General features: G+C 59.1%; 21 protein-coding genes and 1 tRNA gene. 18 read left to right on the forward strand and 4 right to left on the reverse strand.

What is annotated here, in order from left to right:
* Window positions 1-27 precede the first annotated feature (27 nt).
* Together RR842_RS01435 and nrdD are read left to right on the forward strand one after the other, a co-directional pair.
* Window positions 28-795, forward strand: coding sequence for a response regulator transcription factor (locus tag RR842_RS01435; RefSeq protein WP_332728854.1), 768 nt, complete (start codon window positions 28-30; stop codon window positions 793-795).
* Between the two features lie 292 nt (window positions 796-1087).
* Entirely contained in the window at window positions 1088-1429 is a 342-nt protein-coding gene (gene nrdD, locus RR842_RS01440; RefSeq protein ID WP_332512945.1) for an anaerobic ribonucleoside-triphosphate reductase, read from the forward strand.
* 415 nt (window positions 1430-1844) lie between these two features.
* Here nrdD and RR842_RS01445 read toward each other — a convergent pair whose 3' ends face one another.
* The gene (locus RR842_RS01445; protein WP_332512948.1) at window positions 1845-2975 is read right to left on the reverse strand and encodes a helix-turn-helix transcriptional regulator; all 1131 of its coding nucleotides are present in this window, start codon (window positions 2973-2975) and stop codon (window positions 1845-1847) included.
* A 68-nt stretch (window positions 2976-3043) separates the two neighbouring features.
* Window positions 3044-4882: an FAD-dependent oxidoreductase gene (locus RR842_RS01450; RefSeq protein WP_332512949.1), complete on the reverse strand. Its 1839-nt coding sequence runs from the start codon at window positions 4880-4882 to the stop codon at window positions 3044-3046.
* A 259-nt stretch (window positions 4883-5141) separates the two neighbouring features.
* Here RR842_RS01450 and RR842_RS01455 point away from each other — a divergent pair, with 259 nt between their 5' ends.
* Window positions 5142-5462: a type II toxin-antitoxin system RelB/DinJ family antitoxin gene (locus RR842_RS01455; RefSeq protein WP_332512950.1), complete on the forward strand. Its 321-nt coding sequence runs from the start codon at window positions 5142-5144 to the stop codon at window positions 5460-5462.
* Window positions 5459-5914 (forward strand): PIN domain-containing protein, encoded by a 456-nt coding sequence (locus RR842_RS01460; protein ID WP_332728855.1) that lies wholly within the window; start codon window positions 5459-5461, stop codon window positions 5912-5914. The genes RR842_RS01455 and RR842_RS01460 overlap by 4 nt, the downstream gene beginning before the upstream one ends.
* Before the next feature lie 248 nt (window positions 5915-6162).
* Here the strand turns inward: RR842_RS01460 and RR842_RS01465 are convergent, their stop codons facing one another.
* Both RR842_RS01465 and thrC read right to left on the reverse strand, forming a co-directional pair.
* Window positions 6163-6507 carry a LysR family transcriptional regulator gene (locus RR842_RS01465; RefSeq protein ID WP_332512953.1) on the reverse strand — a complete coding sequence of 115 codons (345 nt, stop codon included), beginning with the start codon at window positions 6505-6507 and terminating at the stop codon, window positions 6163-6165.
* A gap of 25 nt (window positions 6508-6532) precedes the next feature.
* Window positions 6533-8098, reverse strand: a complete 1566-nt coding sequence (gene thrC, locus RR842_RS01470; protein ID WP_332728856.1) for a threonine synthase — start codon at window positions 8096-8098, stop codon at window positions 6533-6535.
* Between the two features lie 211 nt (window positions 8099-8309).
* On the opposite strand from thrC, the gene apgM reads away from it, so the two are divergent.
* The 14 genes from apgM (at window position 8310) to RR842_RS01540 (ending at window position 20332) form a co-directional block, all read left to right on the forward strand.
* Complete coding sequence (gene apgM, locus RR842_RS01475) at window positions 8310-9548, forward strand: 2,3-bisphosphoglycerate-independent phosphoglycerate mutase (RefSeq protein ID WP_332512956.1); 1239 nt, start codon at window positions 8310-8312, stop codon at window positions 9546-9548.
* Window positions 9549-9800: 252 nt separating this feature from the next.
* Window positions 9801-10109 carry a FeoA family protein gene (locus RR842_RS01480; RefSeq protein WP_332512958.1) on the forward strand — a complete coding sequence of 103 codons (309 nt, stop codon included), beginning with the start codon at window positions 9801-9803 and terminating at the stop codon, window positions 10107-10109.
* Between the two features lie 224 nt (window positions 10110-10333).
* Window positions 10334-10570 (forward strand): FeoA family protein, encoded by a 237-nt coding sequence (locus RR842_RS01485; RefSeq protein ID WP_332512960.1) that lies wholly within the window; start codon window positions 10334-10336, stop codon window positions 10568-10570.
* A 255-nt stretch (window positions 10571-10825) separates the two neighbouring features.
* A complete protein-coding gene (locus RR842_RS01490; protein WP_332728857.1) occupies window positions 10826-13246 on the forward strand; it encodes a ferrous iron transporter B in 2421 nt (806 codons plus the stop codon).
* A gap of 15 nt (window positions 13247-13261) precedes the next feature.
* Window positions 13262-13465, forward strand: coding sequence for a hypothetical protein (locus tag RR842_RS01495; RefSeq protein ID WP_332512965.1), 204 nt, complete (start codon window positions 13262-13264; stop codon window positions 13463-13465).
* A 431-nt stretch (window positions 13466-13896) separates the two neighbouring features.
* Window positions 13897-14277, forward strand: a complete 381-nt coding sequence (locus tag RR842_RS01500) for a metal-dependent transcriptional regulator (protein ID WP_332512966.1) — start codon at window positions 13897-13899, stop codon at window positions 14275-14277.
* Between the two features lie 468 nt (window positions 14278-14745).
* Window positions 14746-15441: a septum formation initiator family protein gene (locus RR842_RS01505; protein WP_332512967.1), complete on the forward strand. Its 696-nt coding sequence runs from the start codon at window positions 14746-14748 to the stop codon at window positions 15439-15441.
* Window positions 15442-15491: 50 nt separating this feature from the next.
* Window positions 15492-16502, forward strand: a complete 1011-nt coding sequence (locus RR842_RS01510) for a Ppx/GppA family phosphatase (RefSeq protein WP_332728859.1) — start codon at window positions 15492-15494, stop codon at window positions 16500-16502.
* A 156-nt stretch (window positions 16503-16658) separates the two neighbouring features.
* A tRNA-Leu gene (locus RR842_RS01515) sits at window positions 16659-16743 on the forward strand.
* Between the two features lie 215 nt (window positions 16744-16958).
* On the forward strand, window positions 16959-17279 hold the full coding sequence (locus tag RR842_RS01520; RefSeq protein ID WP_332518701.1) for a PadR family transcriptional regulator: 321 nt from the start codon (window positions 16959-16961) through the stop codon (window positions 17277-17279).
* Complete coding sequence (locus tag RR842_RS01525; RefSeq protein ID WP_332512971.1) at window positions 17280-17660, forward strand: DUF1048 domain-containing protein; 381 nt, start codon at window positions 17280-17282, stop codon at window positions 17658-17660.
* Entirely contained in the window at window positions 17660-18010 is a 351-nt protein-coding gene (locus tag RR842_RS01530) for a DUF1048 domain-containing protein (protein WP_332512973.1), read from the forward strand. The genes RR842_RS01525 and RR842_RS01530 overlap by 1 nt, the downstream gene beginning before the upstream one ends.
* A gap of 286 nt (window positions 18011-18296) precedes the next feature.
* Entirely contained in the window at window positions 18297-19346 is a 1050-nt protein-coding gene (locus tag RR842_RS01535; RefSeq protein ID WP_332728860.1) for a polyprenyl synthetase family protein, read from the forward strand.
* Window positions 19347-19426: 80 nt separating this feature from the next.
* Window positions 19427-20332, forward strand: coding sequence for a peptidoglycan-binding protein (locus RR842_RS01540; RefSeq protein ID WP_332554359.1), 906 nt, complete (start codon window positions 19427-19429; stop codon window positions 20330-20332).
* The last annotated feature ends 69 nt before the right edge of the window (window positions 20333-20401 follow it).

A 20401-nucleotide genomic window follows, 5' to 3' on the forward strand; every position in this document is an offset into this window, starting at 1 on the left:
CGTCACCATTCCTAAAGGGGAGCAGCTATGAGCGAGCCGAGAGCGTCCGAGCGCAAAGGGCAGGATGGCGTGGGAGTGCCTGCCGTTGAGGTGTCTGTTGCCCGGGCATCTGCTGCAACAGGGCGGGTCATCCGCGTATGCATCGTTGACGACGATCCGTTCGTCACGACATCGCTGACTACGATCCTCACGGCGCAGCCCGACATCCAGGTAGAAGGCGAGGGGCACGACGGCAACGAGGCGGTAAGCCTTTACGAGCGCGTGCGTCCCGACGTGCTGCTCATGGACATCCAGATGCCGGGTGCCGATGGTCTGGCTGCGGCCGAGCGCATCCTCGCCGATCACGACGACGCGCGCATTGTGTTTCTGACCACGTTTTCCGACGACGAGTACATCGTGCGGGCCTTGCGCCTCGGCGCAAAAGGCTATCTGATCAAGCAGGAGGTAGCTACGATAGCTCCTGCGCTGCGCACGGTGATGATGGGCCAGAGCGTGCTGGGCCAGGAAGTGCTGGACCGCGTCGATGCTCTTATGAGCAGGCAAAGCGCCGTTTCGCCGCGGCCGGTCGGCGAGTCGGATTTCTCGGCAGGGGAAGAGGCATTCGCCGTGCTTTCCGAGCGCGAACATGCGGTGGTGGAGCTGGTGGCCGAGGGCTTGGACAACAAAGAGATCGCCGCCACGCTCTACATCAGCGAAGGTACCGTGCGCAACCACATCAGCGTCATCCTGCAGAAGCTAGCTTTGAAGAACCGCACGCAGCTGGCAATTTCATACTACCGTGCCCGAGGGGCTTGAGGGGGTCTACAGTTGGCTGTAGTCGTTCTGGCTTGAGGGTACCCCAGGGGAGTTAGCGAAACTGCTTGCGACAGTTGCCGATGAACCGTAGGCGATAAGGTCCTGTTCGTGCCCGGTAGGCTTGATATAGCTACTGAAGACCGCAATATACAGTTGTTTTTGTGCCCTCATATACTCCATAGAGTAGCGATGTTTCCGGACCGTTTCCCAAAATCTCATGCAAGGGTTCAGACGCTATGCTATAGTGTGATCTGTAAATGTTACTAAAAATATACCATTAAAGGAGCCTGTTATGGCACACGCGAGCAACTTGAAGGTTTCCGGCATCGACGTCAGCATCTCGTATGCCAGCGAAAGCGATCAGCCCGTCACGGAGCACGAGGTCGAAGCCTATATCTCCCGTGCTCACGATCAGCGTCCCGCGCAGAAGTTGACCGCCCTGAAGCTGCAGGTTGAAGGCGAGGATGTGGGTATCAGCTACTCCTTCGAGCCGATGCCGTTCGACCGCATCCGCCGTATTACGGGATACCTCGTCGGCACCATGGATCGCTGGAACAACGCCAAGACCTCGGAGGAGGCCGACCGCGTCAAGCATGGCATCGCGCGCGAGGATCGCAACACTACCTGCGCCTAACGGCAGGTGCAGCGACAGCTGTTGGCGATGCTGCCCATACCGCCATCATCACTGCTTGTGTGAGCGGAATCTATTGTGAGTCGTTTATCTTGCGTGGCGCTAGATTGCTGGGTCAGGTACCCTGCTCGGAGCCGACGTTCGCGCGGCTGTTGGGCGAGGGAAGCGTGATCGTCGGCTTGGTGAGGCCCCATTTCGGGTCGCGCTTGGGAGAGATCGAAGCCGGTGTTGTGCGGGATGGGGCCGTACGTGAGCGCGTGGCGGGGAGGCTCTCGAAGATGCGGGGTTTGAGGTGACTGGCGTGGTCGAGTTGTCCATCATAGGGCCGGAGGGTAACGTGGAGTATTTGGTGCTCGCCGTGTACAGAGGTGTGGCGCGCTAACACTCTGTTTTGTTTTGCGGTGACGCTCGTTCTTGATTATTGCTGATCGAACAAAACGAGCAGGTCTTCTTTGTTGCGCGTCTGGGTTTTCTGGTAGATATGGCGCAGGTGCGTTTTTACGGTGTTCTTCGAGATGAACAGCGATTCCGCCACATAGTCGAGACGGTGCCCCGTCACCCAAAGCTCAAGGATCTCCGATTCTCGTGACGTGAGCCTAGATACCGACGTTATCCGCTCAATCTTACGCTTGAGGATGGTTTCCGCATCGATGCATACTTCTTTGGGCGGGGTGTTCGTGGCGAAGAAGTACATGCTCGGCACAAGCAACAGCAGGGCCAGGATCGACAGGGCTGCGGGATCGAGCGGCACTATCATGCCGATGCTCGCACCGGTCGCTCGGCCGGCTTCCACGGCACCGAGACCGAAGCCGCACACAAGGAAAGGACTCATGCGGCTTTTCTGCGCCATATCCAGCAGCGCGAACCATAAGGCCACGTAGACGCATTGTTGAGTGGCAAGAATGATGCAGTGTTGGGCTATTTTGAGTACGTTCATCGTTGAGGAGGCATCCCCTCTGATGAATAGTCCGGAAGCGGCATAACAGATCGTCATGATGCCGATGAACACCATGAGGGCCTTCTGATAGTCGCCTTTACGCTTCGATGCCACCAGAAAAAAGACAAGGACCGCCGCCAAGGCGTTGCCGGCGATAATGGAGCCCCATGATATGAAGCCGCCCGTTTCCGCGGAGCCCGGAAGTACAGCACTCGCCGCCATGGCGAACAAAGCGCCCGCAAGGAACCTCCAAGAAGGAATCATGCTGTTCAGCTTGCGGTTAGGAAGCTCGTATGCGGGAACGAAAGGCGTGCGTTTCAAAATAACGATGAGCGCGACGGACCCGAGCGGCAGGACCTTCATCACGATTATGGACGCCATCGGAGGAAGCCACTGCAAAAGCAAGAGCAAGACGACGGCCGCGGCAAGCGACCCGGCGGTCCATTTGACGATGTCCCTCTTGTGGAGGAGCGCATAGGCCTCGCTCCACGCAAGTTCGACAAAGGGGATGATGAGAGCGGATATCAGCAGGTCGAATGCGAGGAATTCCTGCGGAATCAGTCCGAGCATGGAAAGCGGGTACCCGAAACCGAACACCAGCTGAATTGCCATGGCGGCGAAAACGAATCCGGAATGAAGGCGGACGGGGCACCGCGTTTGGTGGGCCCGGATAAGGTGGGCTATGCTTTTTTCTGCTCGATGCGCTCCGGGCTCATGGTGGCAAGGCGATGCCCCAGCAGCATGCCCTCGGTCATGCACAGCCCCAGGCTCATGCCGCTGATGGGTGTGCAGTAGTTCACGATGTAGCGGTTGCCCGAGTTGTTGCCAGCGGCGTACAGGCCCGGAATGGGGAACAGGTCGGAGTCGAGCACGCAGCCGTTGAAGTCGGTGTCAAGGCCTGCGGTTTGACAAAGGCCGACGTAGATATCCTCGGCGTTTCCGACGGCGGCGTAGAACGGGGGAGTTGCGAGTGGCTTCATGATGCGGGAATCGACGGCGAAGTCTTCGTCGGAGCCCGAAGCGGCATAGGTGTTCCATTTTTCCAGCTCGGCCAGGGCGTTGGCTTTCTGTTCATCGTTGTAGCAGCCGATTTTGTCGAGCAGCTCCTCGAAGGTGTTGGCGCAGTACACGCCTCCTTCCGTGGGCTCTTTGGCGGCGGGATCGAGCGCGGCCATCTGGGCTTTCAGGGGGTCGATGCCGTGGAACGTCACGTTGGACGTGAGGTTGATGGCTCCGTGAGCCGGCGGCATGCAGGCGATGGTGTCAAGGTATCCTGCATCGGCCACCGAGATGATGGTTCCGCGCGGCTGGCGGCTGGACTGGTAGCCCGAGCCTTCGGTTCCGCCGGCGCATTCGTTGCAGAAGCGTAGGCCGCGTTGGTTGAGCAGCATGAATCCGGGGCCCCACGGAGCGGATTCCCACGGACCCGATTGCCCGGTGTTCATGCCCGTGCGGGGCCCGGCCTCGACGTGGCCGCCCGCCCATACGCCCAGCTTGATACTGGCGCCGTCTTTGACGCCCATGCCGCCGGCCGATGCGAGCTCGATATCGCCGTAGTTCTCGGCGAGGTGGCGATACTCGTCGTTGATGTCGCGGATCATGTCGACGTTCGATGCGAAATCGCCTGCGGTGAGAACGACGCCGCGCGTGCCGGTATAGCGCACATAGCTGTTGTCTTTCTGGTTGCGGGCGACGACGGCCACCACGCGACCCTGCTCGTCTTTTTCAAGGTATTCAGCGTAGGTGTTGAAATTCCACTGGGCGCCGTTTTCGATGGCTTTTTTGCGGTGGGTGGTCATGACCACCGAACCCCACTCCCAATCGGCACCGCCGCCGGTGACAGGACGGTGCATGATGGTCGACTTGTAGAACTTGTAGCCCGACGGGTCCATGACCATGCGGCCGTCGGCGTCGGCCGAGTAGATGTTCGTGCGGTCGACGTTGTGGTAGAAGTCGGGGTCCACCGCGTCGATTTCCGCGATGCTCCAGTCCATGATCTGGCCCGAATAGTCGATGAAGTTGCGGATGAGCCGCTGGTTGCTGCGGTTGGCGTTGCGCACGAGCCAGTTGGTCATGAAGTCGGTTTTCTCGACGCGGTCGGCACCGCGCTCGAGGGCCCATGCGCTATTGATGATGGCCACTTCGCCGCCGATGTAGAAGAAGCTGTCTTCCGGCTGCGCTTCGACTACGCAGACTTTCGCCCCCTTCATGGCTGCCGAGCGTGCGGTCCACGTGCCCGCCTGGCCTCCTCCGACGATGACGATGTCGAACGTGCCGCCGTCGGTGATGGCGCTTTCTTCGACAGGCTTGGGGGCAACTCTCCAATCGGCGGCGGCTTGGCTTTGCCAACGGTGTTCGGGTGCGGTGCCATTTTCGCTGGCCGCGCCGTTTTTGCCGGAGGCTCCGCTGGCCGTCTTCGGACTGCAGCCTGCGAGCATGCCTGCCGCCGCAAGGCTCGAGACCGCCGCGCCTGCGAGGAAGTTGCGGCGAGAGATGCCGTCGTTCGTCTTATTCTCCATATTCATGACCCTTCCATTCCCCATCTTGGCCCTCCTGTGTGCCGCGTGCGGCGTTGCCAAGGTTCGTCGAGCATGATGCCCGGCAAGGCTTAACCGCGCGTCATTCCTAAGAGGTGAAATTGCTTTTGAGCAGGAAAAAAAGAAAATCACCCCTAAGGAATGACGCGTTTTTGCGCGGAGCAGGGTGCGCGCTGATCAGCTTGCATTCGTCATTGTTGTACGTTATACTAGTTGTACGTACAACAAATGGAGGTGTCCTATGGCGGACGCAATGGTAACGGCACGCATGTCGCCGGAAAAGAAAGAAGCGGGCAACCGCATGCTTGAGCAGTTGGGAACGAACGCCTCGCAAGCAGTGAATCGTCTCTATGACTATGTGCTCGAAAAGAAGGAGCTTCCGTTTTCTGAGCAGCGGGAACGACGGAAATACACCCAAGAGGAAATTGCTGAAGCGATTGCCTGGGTGGACAGCATTCCGAGATTGCCGGTGAACAATAGGTTCGCCGAAATGACTAATGCCGAAATAAAATACGAGCGGCTTAAGTCGCGGGGTTATTTCGATGATTGGGGTACTCGGTGAAATACCTGGTCGACACAAATATTATTATTGATTATTTTGCTCGCCGAAAGCAGTTTGAATATGCTGCAAAAAAGCTGCTATTGCTTGGTGCCCTCGGCGAGTTTTCCCTATGGGTGAGTTCTTCTCAGGTTACGGATATCTTCTTCATGCTGACAACGGGGCCCGATCGAATGTCCTGCGATCAAGCAAAAAGTGCTTTGCGAATCTTACGTAGGCAGGCCCGTGTCTGTTCGCTTACCGAGTCCGATGTCGATGCTGCTCTCGATTCTACGTGGAATGATTTTGAGGATGCCTGTGCCTATCAGTGTGCGCTCAGGTTGAAAGTCGATGCTATTATCACGCGCAATCAGAAAGACTTCCAGAAGTCGTCCCTTAAGGTATTCGACTGCGACCAGCTGTTTGCTTACCTGGAAGAGGAAAAAGGCCTGACGTATGAAGAAATCCCGTTTTAAAGCGGCGGAAATAGGAGCGTACAAGAGTTTATGACAGTTTTCCCTCGCCCTGAAGCCGAGTCGCCTCGAAAGGCCTCTTGCTTCACCTTTTGGAGAAGGGTTTGTTTTTTCGGATGCGACGGTGCCCCTTTTGAAGCGGGGCACCTGAGGCATGATCCCGATTTTTGGCGAGATCGCGCTTGCTTGGGGCACTTGATCAGCGGTGAAGTATACCGAGTTGTCGGTGTGTTTCATAAGTATGAATACGGCTACCCCAATATCTCAGCAAATTCCTTTTCAGCCTGTTCTTGCAGCTTGTCGTTGATGGCCACATAGGCGTCGAGGATCTTGTCGCCGGCCTCGGTGAGGGTGCTGCCGTGGGCGCCGTCGCGGTCGAGCAGCTGGATATCCAGTGCTGCCTCGGTGTTCTTTACGATGCGCCATGCCTTGCTGTAGGCCATGCCCATACTCTTTGCGGCGGCGTTCAGCGACCCGGTCTCGCGTACTCCCAGGCACAGGTTGGCGATGCCGCGTCCGAACATCGAGCCGCTGTCGGAGGCTGGATTCGTGATGGACAGCCGGATCGTCGGTCTGAGATTCCCCAGTTTGTTCATAGCTTCCGTCCCTTTCTTGGGCTGTTTAACGGGTATGGTCGTTGTCGAGATCGACTAGGAAGCGCACTGCCGCCCCTTCGATTTCGCTCGTGCCATTGTCGATGACGTCGGTAAAGCGGATAGGTAGCTCGTCGAGTTCTGCCAGTCCGCGCGGGAGGTCGTGCTTTCCGGTTTCCTGTGCGATCAGCTCGTTTAACGCGCAGCCCGTGAGAGCCGCCACGTCCTCGGGTAGCGTCGCGCCCGGTTCGATGCCGTGCAGCGCGCGGTATACGTTGTCGCCGAACTTCGCCCAATGGGCTGTGCTCACCACCAGCACGGGGTTCTCGCCGCGCAGGTTCCCAGCTGCCTGGTAGGCCACCGCTGTGTGCGGGTCCAGCAGGTAGTCGTGCTCGTCAAACACGGCTTTGATGGTGTTGAGGCACGTGGCGTTGTCCACGGAATCCGACACGAACGTCTCGCGCATGCGGGCGAATGTTTCCTCGTCTACGCGGAACGCGCGTTTTTCGCGCAGGTCGCTCATCCAGCCGGCGATGGTGGCCGCGTTGCGGCCCGACAGCTCGAACAGCTGGCGCTCCAGGTTCGACGACACGAGGATGTCCATGGAAGGCGAGGGCGTGAGTACGAATGGCCGCTCGGAAATGTCGTAGGTACCCGTATTGATGAAGTCGGTGAGCACACGGTTCTCGTTGCTGGCGCAGAAGAGCATGCCGAGCGGCACGCCCATGCGCTTGGCGTAATAGGCGGCCAAGATGTTGCCGAAGTTGCCGGTGGGTACGCATACGTCCAGTTCATCGCCCAGTCCCAGCTTGCCGTCAGCTACCAGTTGCGCGTAGGACGACACGTAGTACACGATCTGGGGCATGAGCCGCCCCCAGTTGATGGAATTAGCGCTGGAAAGCGCGATGCCGTGCTCGTCTTTCAGGCGCGCGGCGAAGGCCTCGTCGGCGAACACGTTCTTCGCGCCGGTTTGGCAGTCGTCGAAGTTTCCGCGCACGCCCCACACGCGTACGTTGCCGCCCGCTTGCGTGGCCATCTGCTTGTATTGGATGTCGCTCACGCCGCCGTCGGGGTACATCACGCCGATGATCACGCCGTCCGCATCGCGAAAGCCCTCGAGTGCAGCTTTGCCCGTGTCGCCCGACGTAGCCACGAGAATGAGGAAGTTGTGACCGAGCTTCCCCTGGTCGCGCAGTTGCGCGGCGCTTGCGGAGAAGAACTTCGGCAGGCACTGCAACGCCATGTCCTTGAAGGCGCTCGTGGGTCCATGCCACAGCTCCAGCACGTGGGTGGTGGCGTTCAGCGAGGTGATGGGGCATACGCGCTCATCGTCGAAGTTGTCGCCGTAGGCGCGCTCCATGAGGGCGTCGATGATGTCGCCAGGCAGGTCGATGTCGAAGGCGCGGTAGAGGGCCGCCGCTCGCTTGGCGTATGGCAGTTCTGCCAGTGCTCCGATGTCTTCGAGAGAAAGCTCCGGGATCTGCTCGGGCACGTACAGACCGCCGCCCGTTGCCAGCCCATCGATGACGGCCTCGGTAAACGTGACCGGCTCCGTGCAGGCGCCACGCGTGTCGATATAGAGGTTTCCAGTCATATCCTGCGCTTTCTGTCGAAATCCCAGCGTTGATTATCCGTTCCCAGTATACTATGCCGCGAAATTCGTGGGCAGCACGATTGGCGGAGGAATTCCACGCAATGTATATTCGGGGCCTTGCCCTGCGCTTTGTGTCGAAATCGTTTTGCGCTTGTCTGTTCTGGGTATACTATGCCGCGAAAACAAAGGGTAATGGAGGTTGAGGATTCTCATGCAATATGCAGTTTTGATTCTTGACGGCGCTTCGGGAGATCCGGTTCCCGAGTTCGGCGGTAAGACCACGTTCGAGGCCAGCACCACGCCGAATCTCGACGCGCTGGCCCGCAGTGGCACGGTAGGGTTAATGCAGAACGTGCCGCAGGGCATGGAAAGCGGCTCGGACGTTGCATGCCTGTCTATCGCAGGTTACGATCCGGTAGTTTATCGCATCGGGCGCGGGGCAATCGAGGGCGCGGCGCTGGGCATCGACCTGCAGCCAGGCCAGACGGCGCTGCGTCTGAATCTGTCCTATGTGGAAAACGGCATCATGACCGGGTATTCCACCGACAACATCTCCACCGAGGACGGACACGCTTTGGGGCGCGAGCTGAAAGCCGCGTTGGACGACGAGACGTTCACCCTGCACCTGGGCACCTCGTTTCGCCAGGTGCTGGTAGTAAACGGCCACCCCGAGCTCATGGATTTGGAATACGAGACACCGCACGACAACACGGGTCTCGATATTACGCAGGCGTGGCAGCCGCGCGTGCCCGCAACGGCTGTGGGCGAGGAAGCTGTGCGTCTGCAAGCTGCCGCTGACCTGCTGGCAGACTATGTACGTCGCGCCAACGAGGTGCTGGCGAGCAGCCCGACAAACGAGCGACGCGTGGGCGCGGGCCTGTGGCCGGCAAACCACGTATGGGCGTTCTGGCCGGGCATGAGGCCGGGCTCGCTTGCTCCCTTCGCCCAGGTGTACGGCAAGACGTGCGCTATGAATTCCGCGGTCGATCTTCTGGACGGCATCGCGAGGCTCACCGACATGCGCGTGTACAAGGTCGAGGGAGTCACCGACGGCCCCACCAACGACTTCGGCGCGCAGGGCCGCGCAGGCGTGCAGATGCTCGAGGACGGCAACGACGTGGTGGTTATCCACGTGGAAGCTCCCGATGCCGCCGGCCACGACGGCCGTCCCGACGAGAAGCGCAATGCGGTCGAGTGCAGCGACGAGGCTATCGTGGCCCCGTTGCGGGCATATGCGGCAACGCGCCCGCTGCGCATTGCCGTCATGCCAGACCATCCGACACCGTTGTCCACGCGCAAGCACTCCGGCGATCCGGTGCCGTTCCTCGTGTGGGGGCCTGGCATTGCCGCCAACGGTGCCGGACGTTTGACCGAGGCCGACGCGCGGGCGACTGGTCTTGCGTGCGATCCTGGCTGGAAGCTGATGGGCGATCTGCTGCTGGCCGACTAGGACGACGACGGGCCGGGCCTCGCCAAGGGTATGTCGGTTTCCCCTCATAAATCACCCGCATGACGGGCGGTTTATGATCCCCCCGTACTGCGGTTCTACAACGAAACGGCCCGCCTCGAACCTGTCTGAGGCGGGCCGTTTTGCGTTAATAACGGGCGAGGAGTTTTAAAAAAGTTAACCAAGGCTTCCATTTTTCATCAGTTTGCTTTAGAATGCCGTTTGTTATCCAAAGCTAACTTATAGGAGTCGAGTATGGACAATGCAGCTACGGCAACCCTGCAAAGCCGCACGCGCGAGGCATCCGCTGCTAGCGGGCAGGCGCGCGCATCATGTCATCAGATACCGCTCTCGTTCCTGAAAAACGGCGAGACGGCCATCATCGCAAAAGTTCGCGGCAAGGGAGACCTGCACCACCACCTAGAGAATCTTGGATTTGTGGAAGGTGCTCGCATCACGGTGATGACGGAAGCAGCCGGCGACCTTATCGTGGAGGTCAAAGGAACCCAGGTTGCCCTCAACAAGCAGATAGCCTCTCGCATCATCACCAACGCAGCTGCCTAGCCCCTCGCGCCCGGCAAGCGTGACGTGAATTTTTTGATGCCTTCGGCAACAGCAGTGCGAATTTTCCGCTGTCACATTTTCCGTCGCCACTATTAACCATCAAACCATCAATTACTTTACGAACAAATGTTTCACGTGAAACATTCAATGCACGGACGGCCGAAAGGCCGCGCAAGGAATAAAGCAATGACAAGAAGCGAAATGCGAGAAAGGAAAGGAAGGATATGGCAGAAGAACAGGGTAAGACACTGCGCGACGTGGCCATTGGCGAGACGGCGATCGTCCGCCGCCTGAACGGAGAGGGCGCCTTGAAGCGCCACATCATGGACATGGGTATAACGAAGGGAACGGACATCTCTGTGCGTAAGGTGGCGCCGCTTGGCGATCCGATAGAGGTGACGGTGCGCGGATACGAGTTGTCGCTGCGCAAAAGCGAGGCCGAGAGCATTTTCGTTGCGTAACAGGCAAAAACTCGCTTGCGAAAAAGCAGGAAAGCAGAGGCGTACAGACGGTGAGCGCCGGTGGGTAGGCGAATGCTTTTTTGAACAGAACCGTCCGAGCAATTAGGTAGCATTATTTTTTTGATTGCGAGTTAGTCAAAGTTAACTTTAGGAAAGTCACGCGTTGGCGCAGAGACGCGCTCGCGGGTACAGAAAGCGCACGGTGGCACCGGGAAATGCCAGGGTGCGCGGAAACAAGAATGGTGGGAGACAAGCATGGGAATTCGCATAGCGCTTGCCGGCAATCCGAACTGCGGCAAGACGACGATGTTCAACGACCTGACCGGGGCGAACCAATATGTGGGCAACTGGCCGGGCGTGACCGTCGAGAAGAAGGAAGGCGCCTACACGCGCGATAAGAACGTAATCATCACGGACCTGCCGGGCGTATACTCGCTGTCGCCGTATTCGCCCGAGGAGATCGTCACGCGCGACTATCTGCTGGATGCGCCCCCCGATGCCGTTATCAACCTTGTAGATGCCACGAACCTCGAGCGCAACCTCTACCTGACGACGCAGATCTTAGACCTGGGGCTACCGGTGGTCGTTGCACTGAATATGATGGACTTGGTGGAAAGGAACGGCGACAAGATCGATATCGAGGAGCTGTCTCGGCACCTGGGCTGCCCGGTGGTGCCCACCTCGGCGCTCAAGGGTCGCGGCATGGACGAGCTGGTGAGCACTGCTATTGCGTCGGCGCACAAGGGTATACCTGCAGCGCCTGATCTGAGCTTAGCCGTGGAGGTTGAAGAGGCGCTCGCCAAGATCATCGACATCATGGGCCCGCAGGTGAAACCGAGCGTCGCACGCTGGTATGCCATCAAGCTGCTCGAAGGCGAGCAGAGGACTATCGACGCGCTTGCCGCTCCTACCTCTGCGAATATCGGCTCGTCGCACGCTGGCGCTGCATCGCTCGGCACCTCTGCGGTTGGCCTGGCCGCCGCCCAGTTATCTGCCGTTGCAAGCGTTCGCGGTGCGCTTGAGCAGCGCTTGGACGACGATGCCGAGAGCATTGTCGCCGGCGAGCGCTACGATGCCATCAGCGACGTGGCTGCAGCAACGGTGAAGGCGTCGTCCAAAGGAATGAGCGCCACGCAGAAGATCGATCGCGTGGTCACTAATCGTTGGCTGGGAATTCCTATCTTCATCGTCATCATGTTCTTCGTATATTTCATCAGCGTGTCCACGGTGGGTACGCTGTTCACCGACTGGGCCAACGACGGCGTGTTCGGCGACGGCTGGCTCTATACGGGCACCGAGCAGTACGACGAAGCGGTTGCTACCTGGGAAGAAGGCGTAGCGGCGGCCGAAGAGGCGGGCGCGGGCGAGATCGAGCTTGCGGCGCTGGCCGAGCAGGAGCCGGTTCCGGCTGACTACGGCCTCTGGATACCCGGCCTCACGCCGATCATAAGCGACGCGCTTACCGCCATCGGTACGGCTCCGTGGCTGCAGAGCCTGGTCGTAGATGGCATCTTGGCCGGCGTGGGCGCCGTGCTCGGGTTCGTGCCGCAGATGGTCGTGCTGTTCTTGCTGCTGTCCCTTTTGGAGGCGTGCGGCTATATGGCACGCGTCGCCTTTATCATGGACCGCATCTTCCGCAAGTTCGGCTTGTCGGGCAAGAGCTTCATCCCCTTGCTCATCGCGTCGGGCTGCGGCGTGCCTGCGGTCATGGCCACCAAGACCATCGAGAACGAAAAAGACCGCCGCATGACCATCATGACCACGACGATGATCCCGTGTGGCGCGAAGCTGCCCATCATAGCGCTTGTGTTCGGGGCTATCGCTGGGGCGGATGCGGCATCTACCTGGTGGATCGCTCCGGTGTTCTACTTTTTGGGCGTGGCTGCCATCATCGTTTCGGGCATCATGCTGCGCAAGACGAAAATGTTCGCGGGCGAGGCAACGCCCTTCATCATGGAGCTGCCTCAGTACCATGTGCCGGCGGCCAAGAACGTAGCCCGCGCCACGTGGGAGCGCGTGCGCAGCTTCATCGTGAAGGCGGGCACCATCATCTTCCTCAGCTCGATCGTTATCTGGTTCCTGATGAACTTCGGCTTCTACGACGGTCGGTTCGGATTGTTGGATACCGAGATGGCAGGTTATATCCAGTACAGTTTGATGGCGGGGCTCGGCAATGCTATCGCCTGGATATTCGCTCCGCTTGGCTTCGGCAATTGGGAGTCGGCAGTAACCTCGATCACGGGGCTGGTTGCTAAGGAGAACGTGGTGGCTACGGTGGGCATCCTGACGAGTCTGGGCGATGTCGGCGAGACGGATCCGGGCATGTGGATGGCGTTCGGCGCGATGCTGGGCGGCTCGATTCCTGCTCTCGCCGCTTTCTGCGCATTCAACTTGCTGTGCGCTCCGTGCTTCGCTGCTATCGGCGCTATCCGTCGCCAGATGGCAAGTGCTCGGTGGACCTGGTTCGCCGTCGGCTACATGACGCTGTTCGCCTGGGCGGTGGCGTTGATGATCTACCAGTTCGGCATGCTGCTCTCGGGCGGCGCGTTCACGGTGTGGACGGCGGTGGCGGCCGCGGTGCTGGCCGGCATGTTGTTCCAGCTGCTGCGCCCTATGCCGAAGTTTGACGGCAAGGACCGCGTGCGAAGGCTCGAAACTGAAAAAAGCGCTGCATAGGACAGGAGGTACTGAATGCTGCCTTTGGAAATAACGCCGGCTACCCTCGTCGTGGGGTTGGCAGTTGCCGTGCTGGCGCTGCTGGCGGTGCGCCGCCTGGTGCGCCGGGGAACCTGCGACAGCGGAGGTCACTGCGGTAGTGTGGCAGAGGGCGGCTGCTCGGGATGCGGCGGCTGCGCTGCCGCTGATCGCATGCTCGCCGATATGAAGAAATTGTAAACCGTGGTAAACTTCTATTGACGCACCAATTTAGTTAGCATAGACTAACAAATGTTAGAAGCGAGGCAATTCGGGATCGAAGAACCCATCGAGCGCTGCAGTTCGTCGGGCCTTTCGCGAAAAAGAAGCCACCTTCAGACACCTCTCTATTGCTTATCCGGCGGTGAAGCCCCTCGTCTGGCTGTTCATCGCACCGAGTGTCGCCAGCGGGGTCACCCCTCTTCTCCCCGCTGGCGCTCCTCCCTTATCGAGGTTGTTCGTCCTGGTTCGACAACTCGTCTGCCGCATGGTTCTCCGTTGTATTTACAAGCCTTGTTCATACCTAGAATGCCGGTGGCGGACAGCGACCGACGCGAGGCTCGTTGCGCCAGACCTCCTTTCGGAGGGGGTGGTGGTGTGCTACCATGTGCGCAGCGCGAAGGAGGGTTCCTGTGGAAAAAATGTCCATGTCGCACGAAGATTATCTTGAGGCCATCGTCATGCTGGGGGGTACGACAGAAGTGTCGGTCCGCTCGGTTGATGTCGCGATGAAGCTTGGCGTTTCCAAGGCCTCGGTCAACAAGGCAGTGACGTCGTTGAAGGAAAAGGGCCTCGCCGATCAGCCTTACTACGGCGATATCACGCTTACCGAAGAGGGCTTCTCGTACGGCACCTCGGTGTGCGATCGCCATCGCATGCTGTTCAGCTTTCTGACCCGCGCTTTGGGCATTCCCGAAGAACAGGCCGAGCGCGAAGCCTGCCTTATGGAACACGCCATCAGCGACGAGTCATTCAAAAAATGGAGTTCTTATATTAAGAAGCTCGATCTGTAGCGCGGTTTTCGGCATGCTCTCAGAGGCGTTTTTCGCGTTCGGAGCCATGTTTCAACGGATTCTTTACGGCTCCTCCTCGCCCTTGTGCTCGGTGGCGGCCGGGATGCTTCTATGCTATTCTGAACCCAGCTTCTAGCATTACACCTACCATTAAACGAACCAAGATGCTAAGAGGAGCGTATTCCTGTGGGAAAACAGACGAATATACTTTCGTTTGACGAGGCGAAACGTGGAGCGGGCGCTGTGCGCTCGTCTGCTGTTGCGCCTAAATCCCCTGGTCGGAAGCGTTCGTCTGCTAGCGCTGCGTCTCGCACTGCTGCCTCGCCTGGGCATGCCGCAGCTGGCGCGCGAAAAGCCTCCTCGGCCGCACGTTCGTCTGCTTCTTCCTCTCAAAACTCTCGCATCTCGCCCCGTTCTACGGCGACATCCTACGCAGATCGCAGCGGTGCCGCATCGCGCAAAGGCACGGTGGCAGAAGACCGCGTGTTCGCGGGCAACCGCGCTGCCCTCCGCGACGACGAACGCGAAGAGGAAGCCGTCCCCGAGACGCTTTCTCGCTGGGAACGACTTCGTCGCAAGCATCAGAAAGAACGTGCAGGCAAAAAATTCAGCAAGCAGTTCGGCGGGGAAGGCTCGACGAGCGATGCTGCATCCGGTCCGCGCGCTGCCGTCTACAAAGGCGAGATGGGCTCCTCGCACAAGCGCTCCTCGCGCATGCAGAACGAATCATCGGGCAACGCTTCTGCGAAGCCTGGCCTCTTTGCGAGGGTTCTGTCGTGGCGTGAGTCTCCCAAGTTCATTGCGAGCATGGCGACGTTCGTGTGTATCATTCTGGCCTGCTGGTTTCTCTACACACCCGCACAGCAGTTCTATCATTCCGTACGCGAGCACGACCAGCTGGCGGCGGAGTACGCAGCCATCGAGGCGCGCAACACCTCGTTGCAGTCCGAAGTGGATGCGCTGCAAACCAGTGCCGGCATCGAAGATCGCGCTCACGAGCAGTTCGGCTGGGTCCCCGAAGGACAGGAGACGGCCAACGTCAAGGGGCTGTCGAATGTGGAGGGTGGCGAGACTAACTTTACCGCCAATATCGTGCCTGACTCCATTGAAGCGCCGGCCACCTGGTATTCGCCGCTGTTGGATGCCCTGTTCGGCGTAAAGTAAGCGATAGCCGACCCCCGTTGCCCCTACCCCTGCGAGAAGGAGCTTTCCCTATGGCCTCCCTTTTGACGAACTCCTCGGCCTCCTGCCTGTCGGGCGACACCCTGCGCCCGGGTCGCTATGCTGCCATTGATATCGGTACCGTGACCTGCCGCATGCTGATAGCAGACGTCGATAAGGAAGGCGGGTTGCACGAGCTGCGCCGCGAGTACGCCATCACGAACCTGGGCGAGGGGGTTGATGCCACGGGCATGTTGAAGCCTGAGGCCATGCGCCGCGTGGTCGACGTTGTTGCGCGTTATCAGGATATCCTTCATGTCGAGACACCGGCAGGGGAAGGTTCGATTACGGTTGTTGCCATGGCCACCTCGGCTTCGCGTGACGCGAAGAACGCGGCCGAATTCGTAGGGATGCTGGCCGATTTGGGCGTCGCCCTTACGGTCATTCCGGGAGAGCGCGAGGCCGGCCTCTCGTTTTCCGGCGCTTCGTGCGACTTTGTCGGCGAAGAACTGCTGGTGATAGACGTGGGCGGCGGCTCTACGGAGATTATCGCCGGACAAGGGGGCGGTAGCCCCGTGCGTGCGCATTCGTTCAACATAGGGTGCCGGCGCGTGACCGAGAAGTTCCTTTCTTCCGATCCGCCGTCAGCGGACGAGCTCAGCCGCGCCCGCACCTGGATCGAGGAGGGAATGCGCCCCTTCTTCGACGACCTGCGTGCTGCTGGTTTTGCCCCCCAGCGCCTGGTTGCCGTGGCCGGTACCGCGACGAGCGTGGTTTCGGTGCGCGAGCGTATGGAAACCTACGATACAGCGCGCGTGCACAAGGCCACGGTTGCTCGCGCGGCGCTTGATCAGGTGTACGGCCAGCTTTCGGCTTTGCCGCTTGCCGAGCGCCGTCACGTGGTGGGGCTGGACCCGGGCCGCGCTCCGGTCATGGTGGCGGGTCTGGTCATCTTGCAGGTTGTTTTGGACTTGGCGGGTGCTGATTCGTTCACCGTGAGTGAATCCGACATTCTGCACGGCATTATCCTGCATGCGGCGACCAGCTTTCCGGCTGTGAGCTAGGCTCGGTTGCAGCCGCAGCCAGGCCCGTGTCAAAAACATGTGCACAAAATCCTGCAAAACAGCGATCAGGGTGCAAATGATCGCCCCAGGGTCGATTGAATTTGCTACCATATACCAATCGCGCAGCGCCGGGGTCCGACGCAGGCGTATCGACGGGGGAGCGTGGCGGAATTGGCATACGCAGCGGACTTAAAATCCGCCGACTTCGGTCTTGCGGGTTCGAGTCCCGCCGCTCCTACCAGTACAATGATCAGGTAAAATAAAATACCGGCAATGTCTTGCCAGAGTCAGAGCCCCCGATGCAAAGCGGGTGGGCCTCAGTGGAAGGCAACCGAATTCTCACCTTTTGGTCAAACCTCCCTTCTTCCCTTGACAGGTAGTCTACTATGTGGTGTTATATAGTGGTACTTGGTAATACTGCATACCTGTTATGCAAAGTAGTAGGAAGGATATACCTTGGAAAATCTTACGGAAATGCTCAAAGGCGTGCTTGAGGGCTGCATCCTCGAGATCATCGGCCGTCAGGAAACGTACGGCTACGAGATCACGCGGCAACTGAACGAGCTCGGCTTTGCCGATGTGGTGGAGGGGACGGTTTACACCATCCTCATTCGACTAGAAAAAAACAAGTTGGTGGAGACGACCAAAAAGCCCTCAGAATTAGGGCCGCCCCGCAAGTTCTTCACGCTCAACGACGCAGGGCGCGTAGAGTTGCAGCGATTTTGGGAAAAATGGACGTTCGTCGCATCGAAGCTCAATCAACTGAAGGAGGTATAAATGTCAGTCATCGATTCGGCCGTGAAGCTGGTCATAGGCGACCTGGAAGAGAAAAAGGCCTACAAGCAGGTTATGGACCGTGCGGATGCCCTGCCGGAAGACTACCGATTCGCGTTCCGTAAAATACGAACATATATGTACACCGTCGGCAGTGTTGAGGGCAGCGCCAATATGTTCTCCGACCTGTCGTTGTTTACGAACCTGGTAGAGTTGTTCGAAGCCAGCGCAGCGGAGGGAAAGCCGGTGCTTGAGGTTACGGGCGGCGATGTGGACAGGTTCGCCGACGAGCTTATGCGCGCCTCGGCAGCCAACGACGAAACGCTGCGCGAAAAGCTGAACCGCGAGATTGAGGAATATTTTGATGGAAAGGGGCAAGAGTAATGGCCACCTTTATACAAAAGATGATCGAAGACAAGAAAGAGTACAAAGGCCAGATGGCGCGGGCTGAGGTGCTGCCCGAGGACTACCGGTTCGTGTTCAAGAAAATACACGCTTATATATGGGGTAAAGCGGCGGGTGACGGCTCTGACATGATCGAGGCTCAAGGCGCGTTACTGGATTTGTTCGAAGCGGGCAGTGCGGAAGGCAGGCAGGTGCTGGAGGTGACGGGCCGAGATGTGGCCGGATTCGCCGACGAATTCGTACGCGACATCAAGCAATGGACCGATGCGTATCGCAATCGCTTGAACCGTGCGGTAAGCGATAAGGTGGAAAAGGGAGGGGCACAATAATCGTGTCGGCATGCAGGCCCGGAAAGCGAGCCGATGCGCGGACGTGCTGGCGTACGATATGTCGGCCGTGATGCGCGGCGCAGCAGACGCACTGACGTGCAGGCATGGGAGAAATATGCGCTTGCACGTATAGTCTAGCTAATGCATGCAGTTTTCACGTAGATGATGGCGCCGGTCGCCTTGCTGGTTCAGGGCGGCTGGCGCGGTTGTGATACCATGCTTGCATGTTCGGCAATAGCCGAACAATGTATGTCGGGCCCGTATGTCATCTAGCGAAGAAAGCGTTATGGACAACATCAACGAGATTATCGCGGCCGTCGAAGAGCCGCCCCAATCCTTCGAAGAGTACCTCATCTGCTATGCCGGCCATGTGGGTGATCTGGTGAATTCGTATATCCCCACAGGGACGCACCCAGACATGGATCGCTACCTGTACAACCCGCTGATTGCCTACAGCCAAAACGGCGGCAAGCGCCACCGTCCGCTCATCTGCTTTGCCGCCTGCCGCGCTGTCGGTGGCGACATGACGCTGGCGACCAGCGCTGCTGCGGCCATCGAGCACTTCCATTCTGCGGCGCTCATCCATGATGATATTGCCGACGAGGCTGAGCTGCGCCGCGGAGAGCCATGCCTGCACCTTACGCAGGGCATGGGTTTGGCTATCAACATGGGCGATCTGGCGTTGTCCTTGGTGAACGGTACGGTGATAAACGATCCTGCGCTGGACGACCACACGAAGGTGCGTGTGGTAAACGAGCTCATCGACATGACGCGCCGCACTATCGAGGGCCAGGCGCTCGATATCGGTTGGGCACGCGACGGACGTTACGACATCCTGCCTGAAGACTATCTTATCATGGCTACACATAAGACGGCGCATTACTCTGGTGCCGTTCCGCTGGCTATCGGTGCCATCATCGGCGGCGGTTCCGAGACCGAGGTAGAGGCGTTGCGTAATTACGGCTTGGACACGGGGCTGGCGTTCCAAATCCAAGACGACCTGCTGAACCTGGTAGGCAGCGAGGAAAGCACGAAGAAGGACTTCCGCAACGATATCACCGAGGGTAAGCGCACGCTCATGGTGGTGCACGCGCTGCAGCACTCTGAGGCGAGTGAGCGCCTGATCGAGATACTGTCGACCAAGGAGAAGGACCCCGCCGTGCTGGCCGAGGCCGTCGATCTTATGGAGGCGTCCGGCAGCATCGAGTACGCTCGCACCTACGCCGAGAACCTGACCAGCATCGCGAAGAATCGCCTGATCGATATGGTGCAGCCCTCCGCTTCGCGCGACCTGCTCATCTCGATGGCCGATTGGTTCGTGAACCGGCTGAAGTAACTTCAACCTGCCGCGTCTGCTCTGTTCCTTTGGTGGAACCTCGTGCGGGGCTGATTCGCGGGAAAGCCGGTTGCGGTAGTATGACCCGCATGGAAACCATTACACGACATGACACCGGTGCTGCTGTCGAGGATGTGCAGCAGCGCTTGGCAGTAATCGACCTCCTGGCGCAGGCGGATGTCGATGGCATCTTCGGCGACAAGACGGTCGCTGCCGTGCGTGCTTTTTGTGCGCAGTCGGGGCTGCCGGTAGGCGAGAATGTGACAGAGAAGGTGTGGAAAGCCCTGGTGGATGCCTCGTTTTGCCTCGGCGATCGCACGTTGTATCTGCGCATGCCCCATTTCCATGGTCACGATGTCGTGGAGCTGCAGCATGCGTTGGGCGCGCTCGGATTCGCGTGCGGAGCGGACGACGGCATCTTCGGCGCCTATTCCGAATTGGCCCTGCGCAAGTTCCAGCTGAACATGGGCCTGCCTGCCGACGGCATTGCGGGCGCTTACACGTATGCGGCCATTCGCAACCTTCACCATTCTTGGGAGGGCAAAGAGGCCGTACATGAGGCGGTGCACTTGGGCTTTGCCCGCGCGGCCGACGTGCTGGAGCGCAACGCGCTCTGCCTGTTCGGCACCGATCCGTTCACGCGCAGCGTCGCGTCGCGTATGTCGAACCTGGCTTTGGCCACGAATCCTGCCTCCAAGATCATGAGCGCCGATTCGCTGCTGGTGGCTCCCGATCAGAACATGCTTCTCGTGCATATCGTACTGCCCGAGGAGGATACGGTCGAATCGGTGCCCCGGGTGAGTTTCGAGGATGAGGAGACTCTGTCCCTGCGCTTGGAGACGGCCATCGGCGTCGCTGATGCCGCTTCGCCGTCGCGTATTGCCCTTGAGCTTTCCAGTACCCGATGGGAGGACGCTGGCGAGGGCCGCTCGGCCCAGCACTTTGCCATCACGTTGCTCGATGCGCTCTGCTCGGCCCTTTCCTAGAAGAGCCTTATCCTGTTGTTGAGTTGTTGAGTTGTTGAGTTGTTGAGTTGTTGAGTTGTTGAGTTGTTG

This window comes from Gordonibacter sp. (assembly GCF_036667095.1).
GTDB lineage: Bacteria > Actinomycetota > Coriobacteriia > Coriobacteriales > Eggerthellaceae > Gordonibacter.

What these genes read in the sequence shown, in the direction of transcription:
- RR842_RS01435 (WP_332728854.1), top strand. Translation starts at nt 28, where the DNA reads ATGAGCGAGCCGAGAGCGTCCGAGCGCAAAGGGCAGGATGGCGTGGGA.
- nrdD (WP_332512945.1), top strand. Translation starts at nt 1,088, where the DNA reads ATGGCACACGCGAGCAACTTGAAGGTTTCCGGCATCGACGTCAGCATC.
- RR842_RS01445 (WP_332512948.1), bottom strand. Translation starts at nt 2,975, where the DNA reads ATGGCAATTCAGCTGGTGTTCGGTTTCGGGTACCCGCTTTCCATGCTC.
- RR842_RS01450 (WP_332512949.1), bottom strand. Translation starts at nt 4,882, where the DNA reads ATGGAGAATAAGACGAACGACGGCATCTCTCGCCGCAACTTCCTCGCA.
- RR842_RS01455 (WP_332512950.1), top strand. Translation starts at nt 5,142, where the DNA reads ATGGCGGACGCAATGGTAACGGCACGCATGTCGCCGGAAAAGAAAGAA.
- RR842_RS01465 (WP_332512953.1), bottom strand. Translation starts at nt 6,507, where the DNA reads ATGAACAAACTGGGGAATCTCAGACCGACGATCCGGCTGTCCATCACG.
- thrC (WP_332728856.1), bottom strand. Translation starts at nt 8,098, where the DNA reads ATGACTGGAAACCTCTATATCGACACGCGTGGCGCCTGCACGGAGCCG.
- apgM (WP_332512956.1), top strand. Translation starts at nt 8,310, where the DNA reads ATGCAATATGCAGTTTTGATTCTTGACGGCGCTTCGGGAGATCCGGTT.
- RR842_RS01480 (WP_332512958.1), top strand. Translation starts at nt 9,801, where the DNA reads ATGGACAATGCAGCTACGGCAACCCTGCAAAGCCGCACGCGCGAGGCA.
- RR842_RS01485 (WP_332512960.1), top strand. Translation starts at nt 10,334, where the DNA reads ATGGCAGAAGAACAGGGTAAGACACTGCGCGACGTGGCCATTGGCGAG.
- RR842_RS01490 (WP_332728857.1), top strand. Translation starts at nt 10,826, where the DNA reads ATGGGAATTCGCATAGCGCTTGCCGGCAATCCGAACTGCGGCAAGACG.
- RR842_RS01495 (WP_332512965.1), top strand. Translation starts at nt 13,262, where the DNA reads ATGCTGCCTTTGGAAATAACGCCGGCTACCCTCGTCGTGGGGTTGGCA.
- RR842_RS01510 (WP_332728859.1), top strand. Translation starts at nt 15,492, where the DNA reads ATGGCCTCCCTTTTGACGAACTCCTCGGCCTCCTGCCTGTCGGGCGAC.
- RR842_RS01525 (WP_332512971.1), top strand. Translation starts at nt 17,280, where the DNA reads ATGTCAGTCATCGATTCGGCCGTGAAGCTGGTCATAGGCGACCTGGAA.
- RR842_RS01530 (WP_332512973.1), top strand. Translation starts at nt 17,660, where the DNA reads ATGGCCACCTTTATACAAAAGATGATCGAAGACAAGAAAGAGTACAAA.
- RR842_RS01535 (WP_332728860.1), top strand. Translation starts at nt 18,297, where the DNA reads ATGGACAACATCAACGAGATTATCGCGGCCGTCGAAGAGCCGCCCCAA.
- RR842_RS01540 (WP_332554359.1), top strand. Translation starts at nt 19,427, where the DNA reads ATGACCCGCATGGAAACCATTACACGACATGACACCGGTGCTGCTGTC.